At 50.1% G+C, this 18,909-nt stretch carries 17 protein-coding genes; 11 read left to right on the top strand and 6 right to left on the bottom strand.

Annotated features, from left to right (window positions below):
• Positions 1-2: 2 nt before the first annotated feature.
• The 6 genes from LQR33_RS07010 to LQR33_RS07035 all read left to right on the top strand — a co-directional run bounded on the left by LQR33_RS07010 (position 3) and on the right by LQR33_RS07035 (position 9,312).
• Positions 3-971, top strand: a complete 969-nt coding sequence (locus LQR33_RS07010) for a TniB family NTP-binding protein (RefSeq protein ID WP_231468122.1) — start codon at positions 3-5, stop codon at positions 969-971.
• Entirely contained in the window at positions 968-3,052 is a 2,085-nt protein-coding gene (locus LQR33_RS07015; RefSeq protein ID WP_231468124.1) for a TniQ family protein, read from the top strand. The genes LQR33_RS07010 and LQR33_RS07015 overlap by 4 nt, the downstream gene beginning before the upstream one ends.
• 515 nt (positions 3,053-3,567) lie before the next feature.
• Positions 3,568-5,097, top strand: coding sequence for a hypothetical protein (locus LQR33_RS07020; RefSeq protein WP_231468126.1), 1,530 nt, complete (start codon positions 3,568-3,570; stop codon positions 5,095-5,097).
• Between the two features lie 1,220 nt (positions 5,098-6,317).
• Positions 6,318-7,409 (top strand): ComEC/Rec2 family competence protein, encoded by a 1,092-nt coding sequence (locus tag LQR33_RS07025; protein WP_231468128.1) that lies wholly within the window; start codon positions 6,318-6,320, stop codon positions 7,407-7,409.
• 9 nt (positions 7,410-7,418) lie between these two features.
• Positions 7,419-8,042, top strand: coding sequence for a hypothetical protein (locus tag LQR33_RS07030; protein WP_231468130.1), 624 nt, complete (start codon positions 7,419-7,421; stop codon positions 8,040-8,042).
• 721 nt (positions 8,043-8,763) lie between these two features.
• A complete protein-coding gene (locus tag LQR33_RS07035; protein ID WP_231468132.1) occupies positions 8,764-9,312 on the top strand; it encodes a hypothetical protein in 549 nt (182 codons plus the stop codon).
• 389 nt (positions 9,313-9,701) lie between these two features.
• Here LQR33_RS07035 and LQR33_RS07040 read toward each other — a convergent pair whose 3' ends face one another.
• Both LQR33_RS07040 and LQR33_RS07045 read right to left on the bottom strand, forming a co-directional pair.
• Entirely contained in the window at positions 9,702-10,106 is a 405-nt protein-coding gene (locus LQR33_RS07040) for a hypothetical protein (protein ID WP_231468134.1), read from the bottom strand.
• Positions 10,103-10,315, bottom strand: a complete 213-nt coding sequence (locus LQR33_RS07045; RefSeq protein WP_231468136.1) for a hypothetical protein — start codon at positions 10,313-10,315, stop codon at positions 10,103-10,105. Before LQR33_RS07045 ends, LQR33_RS07040 begins: the two co-directional genes overlap by 4 nt.
• A 677-nt stretch (positions 10,316-10,992) precedes the next feature.
• Between LQR33_RS07045 and LQR33_RS07050 the strand changes: the two genes are divergently transcribed.
• The gene (locus LQR33_RS07050) at positions 10,993-11,661 is read left to right on the top strand and encodes a BRO-N domain-containing protein (RefSeq protein WP_231468174.1); all 669 of its coding nucleotides are present in this window, start codon (positions 10,993-10,995) and stop codon (positions 11,659-11,661) included.
• 47 nt (positions 11,662-11,708) lie between these two features.
• Here LQR33_RS07050 and LQR33_RS07055 read toward each other — a convergent pair whose 3' ends face one another.
• Positions 11,709-13,295, bottom strand: coding sequence for a hypothetical protein (locus LQR33_RS07055; protein ID WP_231468138.1), 1,587 nt, complete (start codon positions 13,293-13,295; stop codon positions 11,709-11,711).
• Between the two features lie 210 nt (positions 13,296-13,505).
• On the opposite strand from LQR33_RS07055, the gene LQR33_RS07060 reads away from it, so the two are divergent.
• Positions 13,506-14,174 carry a BRO-N domain-containing protein gene (locus LQR33_RS07060; protein ID WP_231468140.1) on the top strand — a complete coding sequence of 223 codons (669 nt, stop codon included), beginning with the start codon at positions 13,506-13,508 and terminating at the stop codon, positions 14,172-14,174.
• A gap of 78 nt (positions 14,175-14,252) precedes the next feature.
• Here LQR33_RS07060 and LQR33_RS07065 read toward each other — a convergent pair whose 3' ends face one another.
• Both LQR33_RS07065 and LQR33_RS07070 read right to left on the bottom strand, forming a co-directional pair.
• Positions 14,253-14,675 (bottom strand): hypothetical protein, encoded by a 423-nt coding sequence (locus LQR33_RS07065; RefSeq protein ID WP_221668953.1) that lies wholly within the window; start codon positions 14,673-14,675, stop codon positions 14,253-14,255.
• A 411-nt stretch (positions 14,676-15,086) separates the two neighbouring features.
• The gene (locus LQR33_RS07070; protein WP_231468141.1) at positions 15,087-15,551 is read right to left on the bottom strand and encodes a MarR family winged helix-turn-helix transcriptional regulator; all 465 of its coding nucleotides are present in this window, start codon (positions 15,549-15,551) and stop codon (positions 15,087-15,089) included.
• 150 nt (positions 15,552-15,701) lie between these two features.
• Between LQR33_RS07070 and LQR33_RS07075 the strand changes: the two genes are divergently transcribed.
• Both LQR33_RS07075 and LQR33_RS07080 read left to right on the top strand, forming a co-directional pair.
• Positions 15,702-16,160 carry a hypothetical protein gene (locus LQR33_RS07075; RefSeq protein ID WP_221668955.1) on the top strand — a complete coding sequence of 153 codons (459 nt, stop codon included), beginning with the start codon at positions 15,702-15,704 and terminating at the stop codon, positions 16,158-16,160.
• Positions 16,161-16,370: 210 nt separating this feature from the next.
• Positions 16,371-16,793: an SRPBCC domain-containing protein gene (locus LQR33_RS07080; protein WP_166440576.1), complete on the top strand. Its 423-nt coding sequence runs from the start codon at positions 16,371-16,373 to the stop codon at positions 16,791-16,793.
• Between the two features lie 73 nt (positions 16,794-16,866).
• On the opposite strand, the gene LQR33_RS07085 is transcribed toward LQR33_RS07080, so the two are convergent.
• A complete protein-coding gene (locus LQR33_RS07085) occupies positions 16,867-17,844 on the bottom strand; it encodes an alpha/beta hydrolase (protein ID WP_231468144.1) in 978 nt (325 codons plus the stop codon).
• Positions 17,845-18,445: 601 nt separating this feature from the next.
• Here LQR33_RS07085 and LQR33_RS07090 point away from each other — a divergent pair.
• Positions 18,446-18,892 carry a hypothetical protein gene (locus LQR33_RS07090; protein ID WP_221667656.1) on the top strand — a complete coding sequence of 149 codons (447 nt, stop codon included), beginning with the start codon at positions 18,446-18,448 and terminating at the stop codon, positions 18,890-18,892.
• Positions 18,893-18,909 lie beyond the last annotated feature (17 nt).

The raw sequence follows: 18,909 nt of genomic DNA on the forward strand, positions 1-18,909 counted from the left end.
CCATGGAACAAAGCTCGAAAGAACCCCGGGGGTCGGCAGTCGAACGCGTTGCACGTCTAGATAAGGCGATTGTGCGCCATACAGACCTCGATCACGCCATCCAGGGAATCCAACATGCCATTCTTCAATCGTCACATTATCGCGAAGCGGTCGGATGCATGCTGCTGGCCGACGGCGGCATGGGAAAAACATTAGCCTGCAAAATCGTCATGGCAGGCTACAAAGGTGAGGTTGTAGTTGAAGATGGGATGGAAGTCACCAAAAGGCCGGCCTTCTACTTGGAGGCCCCTGCTCCTGCCACCGTTAAGGCAGTTGCTGCAATGATGCTCAGCAAGCTTGGCGATCCACGGCCTCTACTGGGTAGTACGCCGCATATGACTGAACGCCTTATCAGATTGCTAAAAGCATGCGGAACAAAAGTCATTTTTCTTGACGAGTTTCATAACCTCTTGAAAATCGGGAAAAGATCGACTTCTGTCAACACAGAGGTTTGCCGTTGGTTGCGTAATATCGTTAACGAATCCGGCGTAACGATCTGTTTGGTTGGCACACCAGACTGTGCTCTGATCATTGATTCAGATATACAGTTTTCCAGGCGCTTCAAATTCAAATTTCACCTAAGACCATTAAAACCAGGAACAACCGAAGATAAAGGTTCACTTCAGATATTTCTTGAACATATCTGTCACGAAGCTGTTCGACGTGTGGAATTGGATCATATACCTGCACTTGGCAACCAGCTGGAGTCGCTAAAGATTTATGCTGCCACCAGCGGCAATCCAGAATTCATTATGTTCTTGATTAAGCAGGCGCTACTCATTGCGCTGCAAGAACATCGAAACTCCATCGTTATTGATGACTTTGCGCGAGCCTGGGATCTTGGCATTACCACAACAGTAAGCATTGCACGGAGCAACCCCTTTAGAATGACTAAAAGTCAGCTATCAGCTGTGTTTAGGAGGCTGAAATGACACCACTCGCACTACCAATTCGACCTATTCCCTATTTGGATGAATCACCGGCCAGCCTCTTGATACGCGCGGCGGAAAACAATGGCTTCGTCAGCGTCCTACAATTGCTTTCAGCCTATAGATTCCCCTCCCAAAGCGATGAGTGGCTAGTCGCCTCATTTGTTGATCAAACCCGCTTTGCTAAGATTATTCATGCAATGGGCTTGCACAAAGATTGCATTAGCTTGGCCTATCGTCGGATGGGGCCAACAAGTAAGTCTCCACGCGAAATGAATGGCATTGGCCTAGCAGAACGACTTTTCCGCAATGGCGCCAATGTGTATTGTCCAGAATGCCTTAAAGAACATCCATACTGGCGTAAAGCCTGGTTTATTCTCCCATTCGCAACGTGCAATAAGCATTGCATTCGCCTCCTGCAGGATTGCCCCTCATGTAAGCAGCCGTTATCCCTGACCAGAAACCGCTTACTTTATTGCCCATGTGGGTATGACCTCCGCCAGGGGAACACCAAGATGGCGGATCCCACAGGTACTCAGTGGTTGCTTTCCCTTATTACTGCTCAAGACCAAGACGCACTCGACCGAATGCTGTGGTTCTGGTCAGCATTGCGAGAGGTCGATGGATTGGAAAATGGCACTGCAGCTGAGGCGCGGCGTCTTAACACTACGATGAAGTGGTACCGTGGTGACCAATGCATTGATGAAGTGCTAGCCGTAATTGAATCCCGCGCTCCATACATCCATCCACGGCTTCAACTGTTACCCTTTCTTCGCGAAAAGGGTGATTTATGTGACTTTGCTAAACGAATTTTGAAACGACATTCAGCCTTCATATTCGCTACGCCCCCACGGAAACATGAAGGCCAGCTAAGCCAAGAAGAAGCTGCTGCAGCATTAGGGATAACGTCCTGGCAAGTAAGAAAAATGATTAAAGCAGGTCAAATAAAATTCATTACAGCTCATCTTGGTCGCGCAAAGTTGATTTCGCCAAATGAGATTGAGCGAGTTTTACGCCAACTAAGCGAAACCCAACAAAATGAGCGCTCACATCAACGATTATCTGGTCGCCACAGCTTGACTGGGATCATTAAAAATATCCTTGCGGGCTACGCGCGCACAGATGGGTATGACCTGGCCGAAGGGTTGATGACATTGCAATTCTCCGGAATGGTTGAGATGGTGTCATCTGATCCAGATTGGCTGACTATTCCTGAGGTCGCAACGAAGCTGGGCATTCATCCTGTCGTAGCATGGAGCATGATTAAACATGGAACCTTCCCGGCGAAACAGAAAATAATAGGCCGAAGTAAGAAAAATGTAGTCCATATTAGAGACATAGAGGTATTCGATGCCAATTTTGTAACAGCAGGCCGGTTAGCTCGTTCCATAGGCGCTAGTCAGCTTACATTTGCACATAAACTGATGCACGTGGGAGTTAAGCCAATAGCAGGTCCAACCATCGATGGAATGATGGTATATCTTTTCAAAAGAACGGACTTGCAATGCGTAGATCTGAGCGCCTTGAAATCCCTCAATAAATTTAAAGCACCATCAGGTCGAAGGCACAAGGGGGCAAAAGATGGCGGTCCTTCTGGAATCCTTCTTTCGGAAGTAACAAAATTATTAGGCTTAGAAAATATTCAGCAGACGCTCATGTTGATCAGAAAAGGTATTTTAGAAAAAGAATCATCAGTGGGGCGTAACGTACGCATCACAAAAGCATCCCTGGAAGGACTAATCCAATCTTTAGCTGACCCGGACCTGGTTCCTATAAGCCAGGTGGTCAATATAATAGGAACAAGTGAGGTAGTGGTCTACTTACAATGGGTGCATACAGGCGTACTAAAAATTTTAAATTTTGTACACTGGAGATTTGTTCGCAAAGATGACCTGGAACGAGTTTTGGAGCTACAAAGGAATTACTATACCGCCTCACAGGCTGGGAAGTTGCTCAATGTCCACCGGAGTCATGTACCAAATCTTGAGAGAAAAGGGTTAATTAAGGCTCTCGTGCTTCAGGGATCTAGGCGTTTAAGGCTTTATCCACGGAAGGATGTCGAAGCGCTTACGGTAACGCAATAAAAAAGAGGGAAGATTATTTTCCCTCTTTTTGCATCCGGACACTACTGTTCATCTTTAGCCGAGACCTCACAAATGTCCCTTCTCCCATCTGGGTAAACGCGAACCAGTCTACCTTGATGATCGAGACCGGAAATGTAAAGCCCTTTGGAAAATCTATTCCTTATAGCATCTTCCCCAGCCAGCTGAGCTTGTTGAATAAAATTCTGCAGCGGGACCCCAAGAACCATAAATGGCTTTGCTGAATTTCCCATAGAAGCACCATTATTACAAAAATACAGTTAAGAAGATAAGTTACACCTTAAAAAAGCATACCTCTTTACCAGGAAATTATCAACACGATACCTGAAACCAAAGTAGGTACTCAAAAAATCGTCTCTATACAGCACGCCAACAACAACCAATATAACATCAAGCTAGACCGGCAACATGCAAATGATATAATATGCACTCCACATTGTCAGGCAGAAGCAATAAAGGCCGACATACCGTGCAAAACATACTAGAGGTGCTCTTAATTGAATAGAAATGACAGAACCGAACTATCAAAGATAACAATAGAAAAAGAGTTTGAAAAAGCCAAGGGAGAGTTGACGCTCTTAATTGCTGACACAAAGGTAGAGCTCATACAGGCTGTCGCCGATGCGAAAGTCAACATTGGGGAGGCTGCAATTGACAAAATGCACACCATAAATGGGCATTTAAAAAACTGGGTCGTAGGCGTGATGATTACAGGAACAGTGGCAGTTCTTGGGCTTTGCGGCCTAAGTTATTCTAGCATTTCTTCCACTGCTCAGAAATATATTGAGACAAAATTAGACGACTGGATGTCTCTTGAGGCAAAAGGATCTATCTTGAAAGAGTCTCTTGGACAAGTAAGAATGGAAGCTGTACTTAATGCTCTGACTATTCGACTAGAAAAAGCAAAGCTTGACGGACGTTCAGGCCTCGGGTTTGATATTTCTGAAGCGGAGGAGGCTAGAGTTATTGCATACATGCAAGAACCGACCACCAGCATATTTGCATTTCGCGATGGAGCTAATATCTTAGGAGCACTCATGGGGCCTTTTGGAGGCCACAGATCCAATCCAAAGATTGATGGATTATTAAAGGATGTTTTCACGACAAAGAATTACCAGGACGAGAAAAGGGATATATTAATCTCTGCATTACGGAACTATATCGGCACCTACCCATACGCCACGCAGGTAATTGACGATAAAGATGCCCCTCCTAACTGGCGGGCAGACGCATTTCATAATATCGCCATATTCAATGATAAAAAAGCCTATGATTTTGCCAACAACAATATCTTAAAAGACGAGAACAATTTCATGCAGATTGAACTGGCCAAATATCTAGCAAGAAGGAGCGAGCACAGCAAAGAGCTAGATGAATGGTTTAAAATTCCCGGAAAAGAAGACATATCCATCAAATATGCAATAGCATTAAATTCCGCATCCAACAAACTAATAAACTCTCTTGATGCAATCAACAGTAAGAAAGCAGCAAATAATCAAGCAGCATCATATCTATACGAGATAATATCTACGGGCGGGAAAATAAAAATATGTGGAGATGCACAACAACCAGAAGAGATATGTGTAGAAAAAGGAAACTCAACCATTACTGTAACCAATCCACGCTACCTTTTTGGAAACAATGAAATCATTTCCGGGCTATTATCTCTTTCTTTAAAAAACAACAAAAGCCCAGAATGGCTCATTGGCGCAATAACTGCAAAATCAAAACAAGGAACTTCGTTGGCACTTCGGTACGACATTGGCCAAGCAACTCTAACTGGAGAGACATATGGGAAAATCAATAATGACGATTGTGCCAGCTCATTGATGCTTGTTGAAGATAACGTCGACGGAAAAATTGGTGTGTTTGCTCGATTCAGAAAGCCTGACGGGCAGTGGGTCTCAGACCGGATTATTAAATTCGAAAACTTTCACGCAGGAAAACTACACTTCTCATACGACGAAGACATGATAAATCGCATGGAAAGACGTGAATATTCAAAAAGGGAGAATAGCATAATTTAATCAAATCAAAACCTAATCCATTATCAAATATAAGACAGGATTTAATTATTCTTACGAGAAGATAGGTCAACGAAATTCTTGTTCAACAACGGGGACCTATCAACTTCCCGACAACTCCACTACTTTTTTTATTAGTCCAACCTGTCCATATTTGGTGCCACATTACCGGCTTGTCGGTATTGCAGCCCAAACTGGCCCTTCAAACTGGAGAGGCCGAATGGCAGAAATGGCAACGATCTGCCTGTGATACCCCTTGGTCAGCCGCAAGTTGAACAGATCGATCCTCCCCATAATACTCTCTGAGCGTCTACTCAGGATCACATATCTTGACCACCATCTGAGATGCCGTTCAGGTGTAGTTGATTTTCATACTGCATATCAAAAACATCAATCCAGGATTTTCATGCAAATCTATATATCTATTATCTCTATAATATTTTCATCAATCGCACTTATTTTCACCTTCAAAAAGGACATGCATCGTTTACGCACCGCCATTGATTATCGGAAAAATTATTATCACGATATATTATCAATTAATAATGACGCCTCATTTCCCGTGGGCATTTCTGCCGTAGGTCATGTAAACCTCGCCGGAGGTATTAAATGACTAACTGATTTGGGTGAATATCGTGAGAATAAGCATGTTAAATACCCAATCAGGATAGATCCGCGCAGCACTTATCTCTGCACTGTAGTGCATGGCCCTGAATTTCCTAAAAAACAAAGTACATACGGTTATTGCGTACAACTTGAGTGCGGTAGAACATTTTTCTGCAAAGGAAATCTTCCATGGATTTTATCTGTTAAACTTACCTTTCAGTCTCTCATTTCACGGATCAGTTCCGGACGATATGGCTTTCCTAAGAGCAAGATTTATGTAAGAAATTCTTAAAATTAAGTCAGCAATAGAGTTGCAGAGAAGCTGAATTCAACAATCACAAACCTGCAGCTGCTCTGCCATATCAGAATAGGCAACCTTATCTGTCGCTCATAAAAAATATGCATGGTTATGTGTCGCTGGCTTGATGCTTCATCTGTCACCACACCTAGTAAGTAACTGATTCACATAGGTAGGCAGTGCTAGCTTATGTGTCGCTCAGCGATTCTGCCACCCAACGGGTCGATTCAATCGGTAAGGCATGAGGCGTAATCTAAATACGCCTCATGCGAAATCAACAATAGACATGCAGTTCAGTGCTGAAGAAAGGATGTTTATTATGGGATACGAAATCGATGTTCTTGGTGTTGGTGAAAAATCCAATAGTGGCGACGCTATCACCGTGAGGTATGGGAATTTACATGGACAACGTCATGAGCAGACTGTAATTGTCATTGACGGTGGCTACAAAGAAAATGGTCAAAAATTAGTTGACCACTTAAAGACGCACTATCAAACAGAAAAAATTGATCTCATTATCTCTACACACCCAGATCAAGATCATATAAATGGATTAAGCGCTGTTATTGAACAGATGGATGTTGCCGAACTCTGGATTCATCAACCCTGGAACCACAATAAAGGATTGGCAAGCAAATTCAATGATGGCCGAATAACAGATAGCAGCATAGGCGAACGCCTTAAGGAAAATTTAGAGACTGCCTATCAAATTACAGAGCAAGCCAAGAAAAAAGGCATCAAAATTAAAGAGCCTTTCACAGGAATAAGTTTCGGAAATGTAAAGGTTATAGGTCCAACATTAGATTACTATGAAGAGCTGATTCCATTATTTGATGGAATGCCCGCTCTTAAAGTTGCAGCAGAACAGCGATCGTGGCTTGACAGCGTCATTGACTCGACAGTTAAAACCATCAAGAAAATTTTCTCTGCCTGGGGAGAGGATCAGCTTGATGATAAAGATGAAACTTCTGCAAAAAATAATTCCAGCGTAATAACGCAAATTATTATCGACGGAAAGCGTCTAATATTCACGGGCGATGCAGGAATAACGGCACTGCACAAGGCTGCTGACGAAATTGACGCATGCATGTCTGGTGCAAAATTGAGTTTTATTCAAATTCCACACCATGGTAGTCGTAGAAATGTTGGCCCATCAGTGCTTAATCGTATTCTTGGTGAACCTGTTCAAGAAAATGAGCAGAAAGGCATAACAGCTATCGCGTCAACTGCAAAAGAAGGGGAACCAAAACATCCACATAAGGCAGTCCTCAATGCATTCACCCACCGAGGAGCTAAAGTATTAGCAACAAGAGGAGATGGTATTCGTCATAAAAATGACGCGCCTAATCGCTCAGGATGGACAAGCCTCAACCCGGAACCATACCATTACACGTATGAAAGTGAAGAGTAGAGGTTTCCTATGAAAAGTCTAAAAGATGAAAACAAACTCCAGCTTTCAATTCTAATTGGAACGCCAATACTAATTACACTCGCCATACAACTTGGCTATCAAAAAGTCATCGATATATTAAACGCTGGAAAGTTGATTGGATTGACTCTAATAGCAACAACCATCTTAACAATGGTCGCCAATCTAATACCGCAAGCGATAAAACATAAATTGGTATTTTTGCGAATACGTGATGAACTTCCGGGCTGTCGCTGTCATGTAATCTGCAAAAAAGACAATAGACTAGACTTCAACGCAATAAATGCTAAATGGCCAAGCATATTTAGTGATAGCACACCAAAATCCAAAAGAAATAGCCTTTGGTATCATGAAATTTATCGAAAAGTAAGAGATCGACCACAAGTAGAAAGCTCTCACAAAAACTTTCTATTGTACCGAGACGCCACTTCTGGCATGTTAATTATCTTCATTGCAAGCCTAGCTTGTTATTGGAGTAATTATAAATTTCCACTACTAGGATCGATTGAACTGCCCGCATTATTCATCCAAGCGATTATTCTCATCATTGCCATTGTAAGTGCCCAAAATTCAGGGAATCGCATGGTTGTAAATGCCATTGTAGAGTCCGTATAAAATCGAAAAGCATCGCACACGTCGGATTCAGTATTCGCATATCGCGGCGAAATGCCTCTTCGAGGCTTCCGTCCTACAGCATACTTCGCGTAGGGTGGAAGCACCGATTTCATCGGGGCATTCCGCCGAACATGCAAGCACAATAGCACGGTAGGTTGGGCTGAACGTGTGAAGCCCAACGTTTACCGCGAAATTGAAGCAATCCATTGAGATCGTCATTATCTTTTGGAATCCGCTACGCGGATAATGTTTGACATGCCGGTTCCACCCGGCAAACGGGCAAGGGGATTACGCGGCCAATCCCCTTGCAACCCCAGGCCGCCCCTACAGCGCTGCGAAACCCCGTCTTTCAAACCAGACTCGGGGAGCTGCCGGAACTACATGCGTGCGAATCTTTGATTCGCTCAGCGATAGGCGCTACCGTCGCGCCGCGTCAAACAACCTGCAGCTTAAAACCCCGAGTCTGATTCGAAAGCCGGCTTGCCCGAAAGGAAATTGATAAGTTAGTTCGGTTTCAACTCTCAAAAAGCCAACAAAACACCCTAATTTTCTTGAACGTCAACGTCTACCTTACGTAAAATTAAGATTTACCACCAGCTTATTCACTTTAACCTGCCAGCATAACCAATCAATAAATATTTTTACCATAATGAAGCTAAAAACCATACTAATAATATTAACCGTCACATCCATAGCAGGCTGTGCAACCAACATATCAAACATGTACGGTGGCGATACTCGCCCTAATAGTGAAATTGCAATTTACTCCCCACTGAACAGAGCAGACTTTAATGGCCCATCAATCACGACCACTCACATTGACGGTAAGATAATTAAGACATACTTTCCACCAGACCATCCATTTGGACCTTATATCGGGATGCTGCCCGGAGAGAAAACCGTAAGAATTACATTTCAGGATTTTGACAATGTGATTCCCGCGATCATTGCGCCAAATCTAACCAACATGTCAATAAGAAACTTCCAAGGATACTATGATGTAACGTTTAAAGTGGCAGCAGGAAAATTTTACGCACCCATTTTTAATTACAATCTACCACAAGACAAAATGATGTCGGAAGTTTGCATCGCAGAGTTGGATCAAACCGCATCACTAAGTGAGACAAGGCATCCGCAAAAATATGCGGCATGCTCAAAGGCATCTATCCCTCCAACTGAGGAAAACATAAAAGTATGCCAAGAAATAAATGCAAAGACTGGTACAGTAAAGCTATTTGAAGAAGCCTGCCAAGGTCTTATTCGCAAATAAATTAAAACCTAAAAACCAGGTTGTCACTTACGCCAGTACGGTAGATTAGGCAGATCTTGTGAAGCCTAACATTTACTGCGAAATTGCGGCAATCCATTGAAATAGCCGTTATATTTTTGAGTCCGCTTCTCGGATAATATTTGGCATGCCGGTTCCGTCCAGCGGACGGGCAAGGGGATTGCGCGGCCAATCCCCTTGCAACCCCAGGCGCCCCTACAGCGCTGCGAAACCCCGGCTTTCAAATCAGCCTCGGGGAGCTGCCGGAACTAGCGGCGCGCTACCGTCTCGCCGCGTCGAACAGCCGGCAGCTTAAAACCCCGAATCTGGTTCGGAAGCCGGCTTGCGCTGAAGGGGGTTGCTGGCAAATTGGTTCGATCACCCTTCTAAGCTTATAATTCAGCATCCGTAGACCATAAATACTTCCCACAATCATCAACCCAGACTAAATCACCCTCTATCCAAGCATGCGTCTTTAATACTCCATCACTGTCGTATGGCAGTACAGTCAAAAATTGATCATCATCAAACTCATCATCATCAGGCCAGCAGCTCTCCATCATCTCAAGAACAAGACTAAAATCTTGGACAATCTCAGATCGACAACCCCATTTAACTAGATTTGAATCAAACAACAAACGTAAGATGTAAAGAAATATCTCCCTTTTCTTTTCCATACTTAGAGTTGGTTCAATCTGACACCAAATAGCAGCAACTCCCATCCCATAGAAATTTTCATGAAATTCATTAAGCTGCGCTTTTAACCTCTCCCGCTCATCCACTAACAACGCTCTCACTCCTCTCCAGCAGAGTTATGGCTAACCAAAAGCCCAGTTCCAGATGACGATGCTTCCATAATTGCCACTACCTCAGATTGATAGATGTAAGTTTTGAATCCAACGGCAAGAATATCATCAATAAAACTTATAACTTTTGAAATGCACGAAGCTGGAATTTCTAAAACTGGAACAGCAGCATCATCCCAAAAAAATATAGAGTCTTCCACTTTCCTTATTGAACTGGTCTAGCAGCCTCCTGACCTCTCCTCTCCTCGAGAGGCACCCATCACCAATTTGAAGACTGCCAGATATTGAAAATCGAAATTTCTCTTCAATATCAGAAAAAATAACCTCAGCATCGCTGGCACTTATAACCTTCGCATCACCGCCCAAAGCTTGCAAACATTCGGCAAATAAAACTGACATAGCCATCTCCAAAGCCAAGTTACTGTCCATTCTACCTGACTGGATTGACCCCAAGCAGCGCCGCTGTTAAATTGAGGTCTGGTGCTCAACACACCTTTCCGTCAGCGGTCTAGCCTGCGCCCGTAAGTCGTGGCTTTTTTGCGTCCATAGGTTTCCTGTCGTGCCGCTATCCCGGCGCGCCCAAAGCTTATGGCCGGGTAGCGTGCAGCCATACAAGACCCCGGCAACGGGGGAAATCTGCGGGCCGTCTGACGGCGGTGTTGAAGTACCCGGCCGCCCCTCTCAACAGGGGGCGCTTTAGACAAAACCGTCAGGAGTCCATGATCATGGATGCTCGTCTTGTGTTTGTCGTGCCTATCTCCCCTTCCCCAATTCGCCCTCTTCGCCGCTTATCACGTTCATCATTGCGCCTACGCGCTGCATATCGCCCTGCGTTTTTGACAGCGCGGTTTGCGCGTTTGATTGGGGAGGCTCGGCCATGAGCGCGGCTATCGATCAGCAGGTGAACACGCCACTGCGGCTGGATTTCGCCAAGGGTTTGGCCATGCGGGTGGTACGGCGGCCGGAGGGGTTTTGGCTGGTGGCCGCGGAGGTGGCGGCGTCCATGAAGCTGGAGGTGAAGGATTTGCTGAAGGCCTTGGGCGAGCCGCTAGGGCGGCCCTTGCGGCTGGCGGATGAGGCGGAACCGGTGCTGTGCTTGTCTGAAGGCGAGCTGGACGACGTGTTCCGCCGCGTCAAGAAGCCCGGCGCGCGGCGGCTGCGGCGCTGGTGGCTGGAAGAAACCCGCCCGGCCTTGCTACATGAGGCCGGCGCGGCCAGCACGACGGAGACCCTGCACCTGGCACTGGCCCTCGCCGCGGAGGCGGCGCAGCAGATCAGCCGCGCGGTGATGGAGGCAGTGCTGCGCGAGCCCGGCACTTGGCAGCATTCGCGCTGGGTGGTGGCGCTGGACTACGCGCCCAATAACAAGCAGCGCTGGCCGCGCGGCAGGCTGATCGGCCTATCCAGCAGCGTCTCCACGCTAAGCGGCATGGCGGAGTTGATTGCCCCGCCCGGCAAGATGCCGGCCACCAGCGCGGAGCTGCTCAAGCTGGCCACCGCCTGCCAGCTGCGCTTGTCCGAGCGGGTCGGCCGCATCTCTGAATAAGGGATGTCAAAAAAAGCCGCTCACCAGAGCGGCTTTTACCGCATTAATCAAAACAGGTATGCAAAAGCATATGGAAGCGGACTTCCACTATAACTATCAGGCACTTTTCCATTGATTCGTACTGTGGGTAACGCGGTGTAAGCGACAATGGCTTTGCCGAAAGAGTTAATCGCTACTTGAGGGTCAGACATATCATGCTTGTTTGCGACGGCGCGCCATGACGCCCAGCCACTAGCAAAATTGAAACGCCCCAGCGCAATTACCTGGTTCCATACAGCGTTGTTGTTCTTATCATTCAATTTCAAACTTACTACAGCATCACCTCCCACATTCATAGCTAGCGAAATATGGCCATCACGGGATAGCTTGCCAAGTGAGCTTAAATCAATAGATGCCGGCGTGGTCCAAGCTCCGCCATTAATCGATTGAGACCACATAAGCCGCGTGGTGCTCGGTGTTGCATCATAGAAAGCTTTGCCCGTTGTCTCCTTCCAGACAATCAGAGCATTGTTTGACTGATCCACCGCCAATGCTGGCGCAATCGGTACGGAGGCATCCTCTGCGCTTAAACGTATCGAATCGACACGGAGGGAGTCCCTTGTACTAATGCGGCTAACCTGCAGGCTATTTGTGTCGCAACTTGCCACGTTATTGGGCAGTTCTTTTGCAACCAACGCAGCTAGCACGCCTCCTGTGTGGGGTGTGCCTGCCGCGACCAGTCCCCCATCATGCGCCGAGGTATAGCAAAGTCCTGGGTAGGTTGCGACCGGAAAGGCAAGAAAGCTGGAGCCATTGACGCTCGCCATTCTGACATTGATATCGATTTGACCTGGCTTGATAAGGGAGTTACTGAGTTGATATAGCAATCCAAAGCCGTCGCTGCTCTTTGGCTTAAAAGCGGCATAGGGGTAATAACTGATAGCCTGCTGGCCGTCAGCCCGGAAGTGCACGCTATTCAATCCATCAAGACTAGTCCTCAGCACCGCACTACTACCGTAGGCTCCAAAGCCTGACAAGATGACGGATGCTGTAAACGAGTTATCGTCTAGCAGCGCTAGATCCCAAGTATTCATGCTTCCCCAAGTCGAGGCTGAAGATCCGCCTCCTGCATCAAAAACCTTGGCCTCCCAACCCTTATTTTGAATATACCGAGTTGCACGATAACCAGATTTTTCTGTAGATGGGGCTTTTTGCTCCCGATTGACCCAGCCGAGAACCGCATTTCCAGCAGTATTCATTCTCAAAGTCATGCCATAGAGATTGTCGATATTGCGTGCTTCAGGAACGGGTTGTGCTGAGCTCCACTTTCCATCTGAAGATGCTTGCGCCCATGACGCAGTATCACTCTGGTCGCTGGGCGCTACAACATGCCAAGCTGCGAGTGCCTGTCCTTGGTCAGACAGCGCTACGGTGATTGCAGGCTGGTATTGGAAATAATTGGGTAGCGCCGCGGAACCCAAGTTTGCTGTTCCTGCGGCTTGTCCTGAGCTGCCTAAGCCATCGGCTTCATTTAATGTGTCAGTTTTGATATCCGCCTTTGTATTTGCTTCGCCAGAAGCCGTGCCCCCACCTCCACCGCCGCATGCGCTGAGTGCTAGTGCAATCAAGCCATATGTTGCAAATTGATATTTCAAAGCACTTCCCCATCTTAAGGATGCGTTGCTCTAAGCGGCCCTGTGGACGAGCCACCCATAAAAATGAAAATGTCATACATTAACATATCTTTGCAATTTAGAAAATTCCTGCGCAAATTAGCTTTTAATTGTTTGATGCTGCTCTGATTCCTGTCATCACTCGGCATCCCCGGCTCGTCCTCCTGACGCACTTCCCAATGAGGGCTCTCCATGACAGCTGTTATCGAGATGGAGACGAGTGCACCGCTGCGGCTGGATTTCGCCAAGGGTTTGGCCATGCGGGTGGTGCGGCGGCCGGAGGGGTTTTGGCTGGTGGCCGCGGAGGTGGCGGCGTCCATGAAGCTGGAGGTGAAGGATTTGCTGAAGGCTTTGGGCGAGCCGCTGGGCCGGCCCTTGCGGCTGGCGGACGAGGCGGAGCCGGTGTTGTGCCTGTCCGAAGGCGAGCTGGACGAGGTGTTCCGCCGCATCAAGAAGCCCGGCGCGCGGCGGTTGCGACGCTGGTGGCGGGAAGCAACCCGTCCGGCCTTGCTGCAGGAGGCCGGCGCGGCCAGTACTGCGGACACCTTGCATCTGGCGCTGGCCCTCGCCGCGGAGGCGGCGCAGCAGGTCAGTCGCGCGGTGATGGAGGCGGTGCTGCGCGAGCCTGGCACTTGGCAGCACTCTCGCTGGGTGGTAGCGCTGGACTACGCGCCCAATAACAAACAGCGCTGGCCGCACGGCAGGCTGATCGGCCTAAACAGCAGCGTCTCCACGCTAAGCGGCATGGAGGAGTTGATTGCCCCGCCCGGCAAGATGCCGGCCACCAGCGCGGAGCTGCTCAAGCTGGCCACCGCCTGCCAGCTGCGTTTGTCGGAGCGGATAGACAAGTTCGCCAGTTAAGCGCGAATCTCAATAAGAAACACCGCTTCAGCGTTGCGAAGCGGTGTTTTCATTTTATGCGGGGCGCCAGCACAAGCATCAGCTATTGGCCTGGTAAGCCTTCAACACTTCCAGGCCACGACTTTCGTCGCGCACTTGGGTCAGGGTTCCAAACGCCTTGCTGCTGTCTATCAGGCTTTGCGTACCGGCCAGCAAATCAAACCGTTCCGCTTGCGGCGCGCCTTGCTGTTCGTTAAATAAGCGGAGATAAACCGCAGGCACAATGCTCTGGAACTCTTCCGAACTCAACTTTCCCGTATTGGCCAAGCCTGACAACACATCATAAGCCTCTCCCGTCGTAATGCTTTTCAGGTTGAGATGCTCAGATGGCGCCGCCACCGCGGGAAAATTAATTTTAGGCTTTGCAGCATCCAGTAGCTGGAAGAAACTGGGTGTAGCCCCGCGTTCAAAAATGGGCCTAGTCGCTATCGTTTCTTGCTTTGAAATTGCGGATAACAGCATTTCTCCTCCTTTGCGCATGGTGCTCGATTCAATCCCTTATGCGGCAACGTGAGCATTTCATTATCAACCAGCCCTGATCATTTAGAAATCGATGCCCTATCAAAAGAAGAAGCTTGCCCGGCCTTGCTGCATGAGGCTAGCGCGGCAAGCCAACCGCACAGTGATGGAACCCGTGTTACGCGCCGCATAACAAGCTGCGCCGGCCGCGCGGCAGGTTGAACTGCCTGCCCAGCATTGCCCCCTGGGGGACATGACGGAGCTGATTGCCGAACCCGGCAAGATGCCTATCGCCAGTCCGGAGCCGGGTTATCCGCATCTCGCCAAGCCCGTCCTATGGATATTCATCTCTGCCTATCAGTCATGCCCTGCGTCTATGGCGCGGAATCGGCAAAAGCTGACGGAACGAACGGCTCAAACCACGTCCTCCGCCAACCGCGCCTGCAGCATGGACAGCACCCGCCGCAGCACGGCGATTTCCTCCAGGCCCATGCCCTCCGCCAGCCGGTTGATCCACGGCGCTTGCAGCTTCATCGCGGCGTTGTAGGCCTCCCGGCCCAGATCGGTCAGCACAATCAGCGAGGCGCGGCGATGGTGGGGGTTGTCGGCAAACGCCACCCAGCCTTCTTTCGCCAGATCATTGACGATGCGCTGCACATTCTGGCGATTGCCGCCCATGTCTCGCGCCAGCCATGCCACCGGCTGCGGGCGCTCAGCCGCGACTATCGTGCCCAGCACCTGCCAGCGGGCGCTGGTGAGGCCCAACGGCGCCACCAGCCTGTCACCCTGCGCCAGCAAGCCGTTGTTTACCCTGAACAAATCTAGCACCACATCCGACAACGCCGCGCCGGCGGCCGTTCTTTCGTTTTGCTGTTGCATTTCCCCCACCTTGCAAACAGACAACAAAATGTCTTTTTTGACATCATGATGTCAATATGAAAACATGAACCATGTTAACCGATGTCGCGCTTGTTGTCTGCGCGCGCGGCGACACTGCCGTTTCGTTTCATTCGCAGCAAGGATTCAAGCATGAACAAATCTCTTCTTCACGCCGTCGCCGCCACGGTAGCCGCCCTGGCCATTGCCGTCTTCTGGAGCGCCACCGTCGCCTCCGAGCTGTTCCTAGGCCATGGCGGCATCGCCGCCGTCAAACATGCCATCGCCTTCATCGGTGTGCCGATATTGGTAACAGCCATGGCGTTGACGGGCGCCAGCGGGGCCATGCTGGCCAAGGGTCGAAAAGGCAAACTGGTGGAGAGCAAAAAGAAGCGGATGCCGCTCATCGCCATGAACGGCCTGTTGATCATGATCCCCTGCGCGCTGTTTCTAAACTTGCGCGCGCAAGCCGGCGTTTTCGACTCGGCGTTCTACGCGGTCCAGGCACTGGAGCTGGCAGTGGGGCTGGCGCAGTTGACGATGATGGGGAAAAACTTCCGCGATGGCCTAAAGCTGGCCGGCAAACTGCGCGCTCGCCCGCAGGCGATCTGAAACCGCCTCGAAAGCGAAAGCCCCGCCATGGCGGGGCTTTTCTCATAACAGAAAGCAGCCGCTGCATGACGCTTGGCCGATCGACGCTGAACAGCCCTTCCGCTCTTATCCAACCACGCAGAAAACGGCGCTGCCCGCATGCTGCTAGAATACGATGAAGCTCGAGCAGTAGATGTCTCTCCCTGACTTCCACCAAAGATGGAGCAAACGATGACCACTTTCACCGCTTCCCGCGAAATTCCCGCCAGTCGGGAGCAAGTGTTCTCCGCGATCAGCTCGCCCGAGCGGCTGGCGCGCTGGTGGGGCCCCGCAGGTTTCAGCAATACCTTCGACATATGCGAGCTTCAAACCGGCGGACGCTGGGTGTTCACCATGCATGGCCCGGATGGCATGAGCTACCCCAATGAAAGCGTGTTCGCCGAAGTCACCGAGCCGGAAAGAGTGGTGGTGCAGCATGTATCCAGCCCGGAATTCCGCCTGACGATTGCGCTGGAAGTCCGGCTGGGCGCCACCCGGGTGCTCTGGTCCCAGCAGTTCGAGGATGCCGGCCTGGCCGAGCGCATGTCGTCCATCGTCATCCCCGCCAATGAGCAAAACCTGAAACGGCTGGAAGCGGAGGTCTTGGGCCGCTAGCGCGCGAGGCCGTCCGGCGAACAAAGGGGGCTTCTCGGGAAGTCCCTTTTGCCATTTCTTCCCCCTGCACCGATCAAACTTGCCGCAGCGTCCACGCCCCATCCGCCCGCAACCGCGTCGGAATGACGTGGCTGTCCTGCCCGATCAGCACGCAGAACAGGTCGCGGGCGAAGGTCCGGTTGCCAAAAAACCAGGAATGGCTCTGCACGCCGACAAAAGGCGGCGTGCGTGGCTGATCCGTGGCCGCGACGACGCTGTCTGGCGCGTCCAGTTGCTGGTAGTAGGCGGTGCAATCCACATTGATCGCCTTTGGCGGCGCGTCCGCCGGCAAACCCTCCCGCCCCACCCTAGGCGCCAGGCCTACGCGCTTCACGTTGGACAGATCCAGCGCCATGTCGTGATGGTTGGAATAGTTGGTGAGCTGCACGCAATGGCGATAGACAGACTCGGCGCCGCCGTCGCTCCGCGACATGGACGCGGCGGACACGTCGCCCGCGGCGAAGACCACTTGGCTTACCAGCCAGGCCATGTTCTGGAAGTGGTTGTCGTCCGCGTCGTCAAACGCCTCCCGGATCACCAGCGCGCCAGTTGAATGCCCGAGCACATGGATGTTGATCGCGCAGTCCTGGCTTTGCTGCGCGGACAGGTAGGCGATGCCGTCCGAAACCAGGCGCAAGGCCGATTGCTTGGCATTGCACCGATCCGGCAGATAGGCCAGCGCCTTATTGCCGCTGGGCCAATCAAACGACACCAGCGCGCCTTTGAATCCCCAATGCTCCAGATCGCCGCGCAGGCGGCGGTGGCGATCCATGACATCGGCCGCGTCCATATTGTAGCCATGCACCACGAACAACACGTCGCCTCTGGGCTCGTCATCGTTATTGCTCCACATGGCATCCTGTCTGACCCTATCAAACCAGGTAGCCGCGGGAATCGCCTGCGAAGGCGCGGGGCTTTGGCCGTCCGGCACCAGCAGAAATCTCGTCTCTCCCACGCTGGCAGTAAAAGCATCGCCGTCAACCGCCCGCACCGACATGACGTAATCGCTCATTGTCCGCTCCCCCACGGCGCCTCAAGCGCGCCGCAAAATGACAAAAGAATGAATATATTGTCCCAAACCCCTCATCTTCTGTCATTCGCATTCCCCGCCTCCCCGTGTGATTTTACAAAACGCCAACATAAGCAAGCAGCGTCGGCGGCAATGCCATTCAGCGCGGCTTTATGGGCGGTTCATATAAGCGCAGCGACGAAATGATAAGCCAACTGGAAAGCCAGCGCCGTATAAGCGCGCATGGTTTTCGCTCTCCGGACTCTTTTCAAACTCCACGCCGACGTTTTAAGGCTTTATTGCTGCGTATTAGTACCAATTGAATTTCCGGCGCGGCGAAATTTATAACCAAGATGTCGTGAAAAGAAAATGCCCGGCAAGCTTGGCCATTCATAGAACAACAAGAGGGGTCGAATACAAATGAGTCGCATATCCGTTTTTGTCATATGGCGGCATACTCTTCATTCAGCTTCATCCACACCGCGCCGCTCCGACCGAATCAGTCCGTAAAAATCAACACTCGCCCGCGCCATGCCCGCCAGGACCGCGCCTGGCGTTTCCAGCGCAGGCATGCCGCCATCCACGCATCTAGAGGGAGAAGCCAATGAACGAGCCCCTGCCTTTGTTTTTGGATATTTCATCTCATCTCACCGGCTTCAGCGTAACGGAGTTGGAAGCCACCGGCATGTCCGGCGTCTACTGGGACACCGTCCAATACCAGAACGCGCCGACAACACTCGACGGTTTCCTGAACTGCTCCAGGCAAATCCTGAAAGATGGCCGCGACAACGAGAAAGAAATCCACCAGATGATCGCCTCGCAGCTGTTTCCCACCGACAAGTTCGATGGGCTGGCGCAGAACATCATCAATCTCTGGTACTTCGGCCAATGGCCGCCGGCCAACCAGAACCTCAGCCTGGCCATGCAGCACAACGTCAGCCCCGAGGCCTATGTCCAGGGCCTAGTGTGGAACGCGTCGCAAACCCACCCACCCGGCGCCAAGCAACCCGGCTTCGGCTCCTGGGCGGAAAAACCGCTCGGCGACGGTTGAACGGCGCGATCAAGAAC

Source organism: Chromobacterium piscinae, from assembly GCF_021129175.1.
Classification (GTDB): Bacteria; Pseudomonadota; Gammaproteobacteria; order Burkholderiales; family Chromobacteriaceae; genus Chromobacterium; species Chromobacterium piscinae.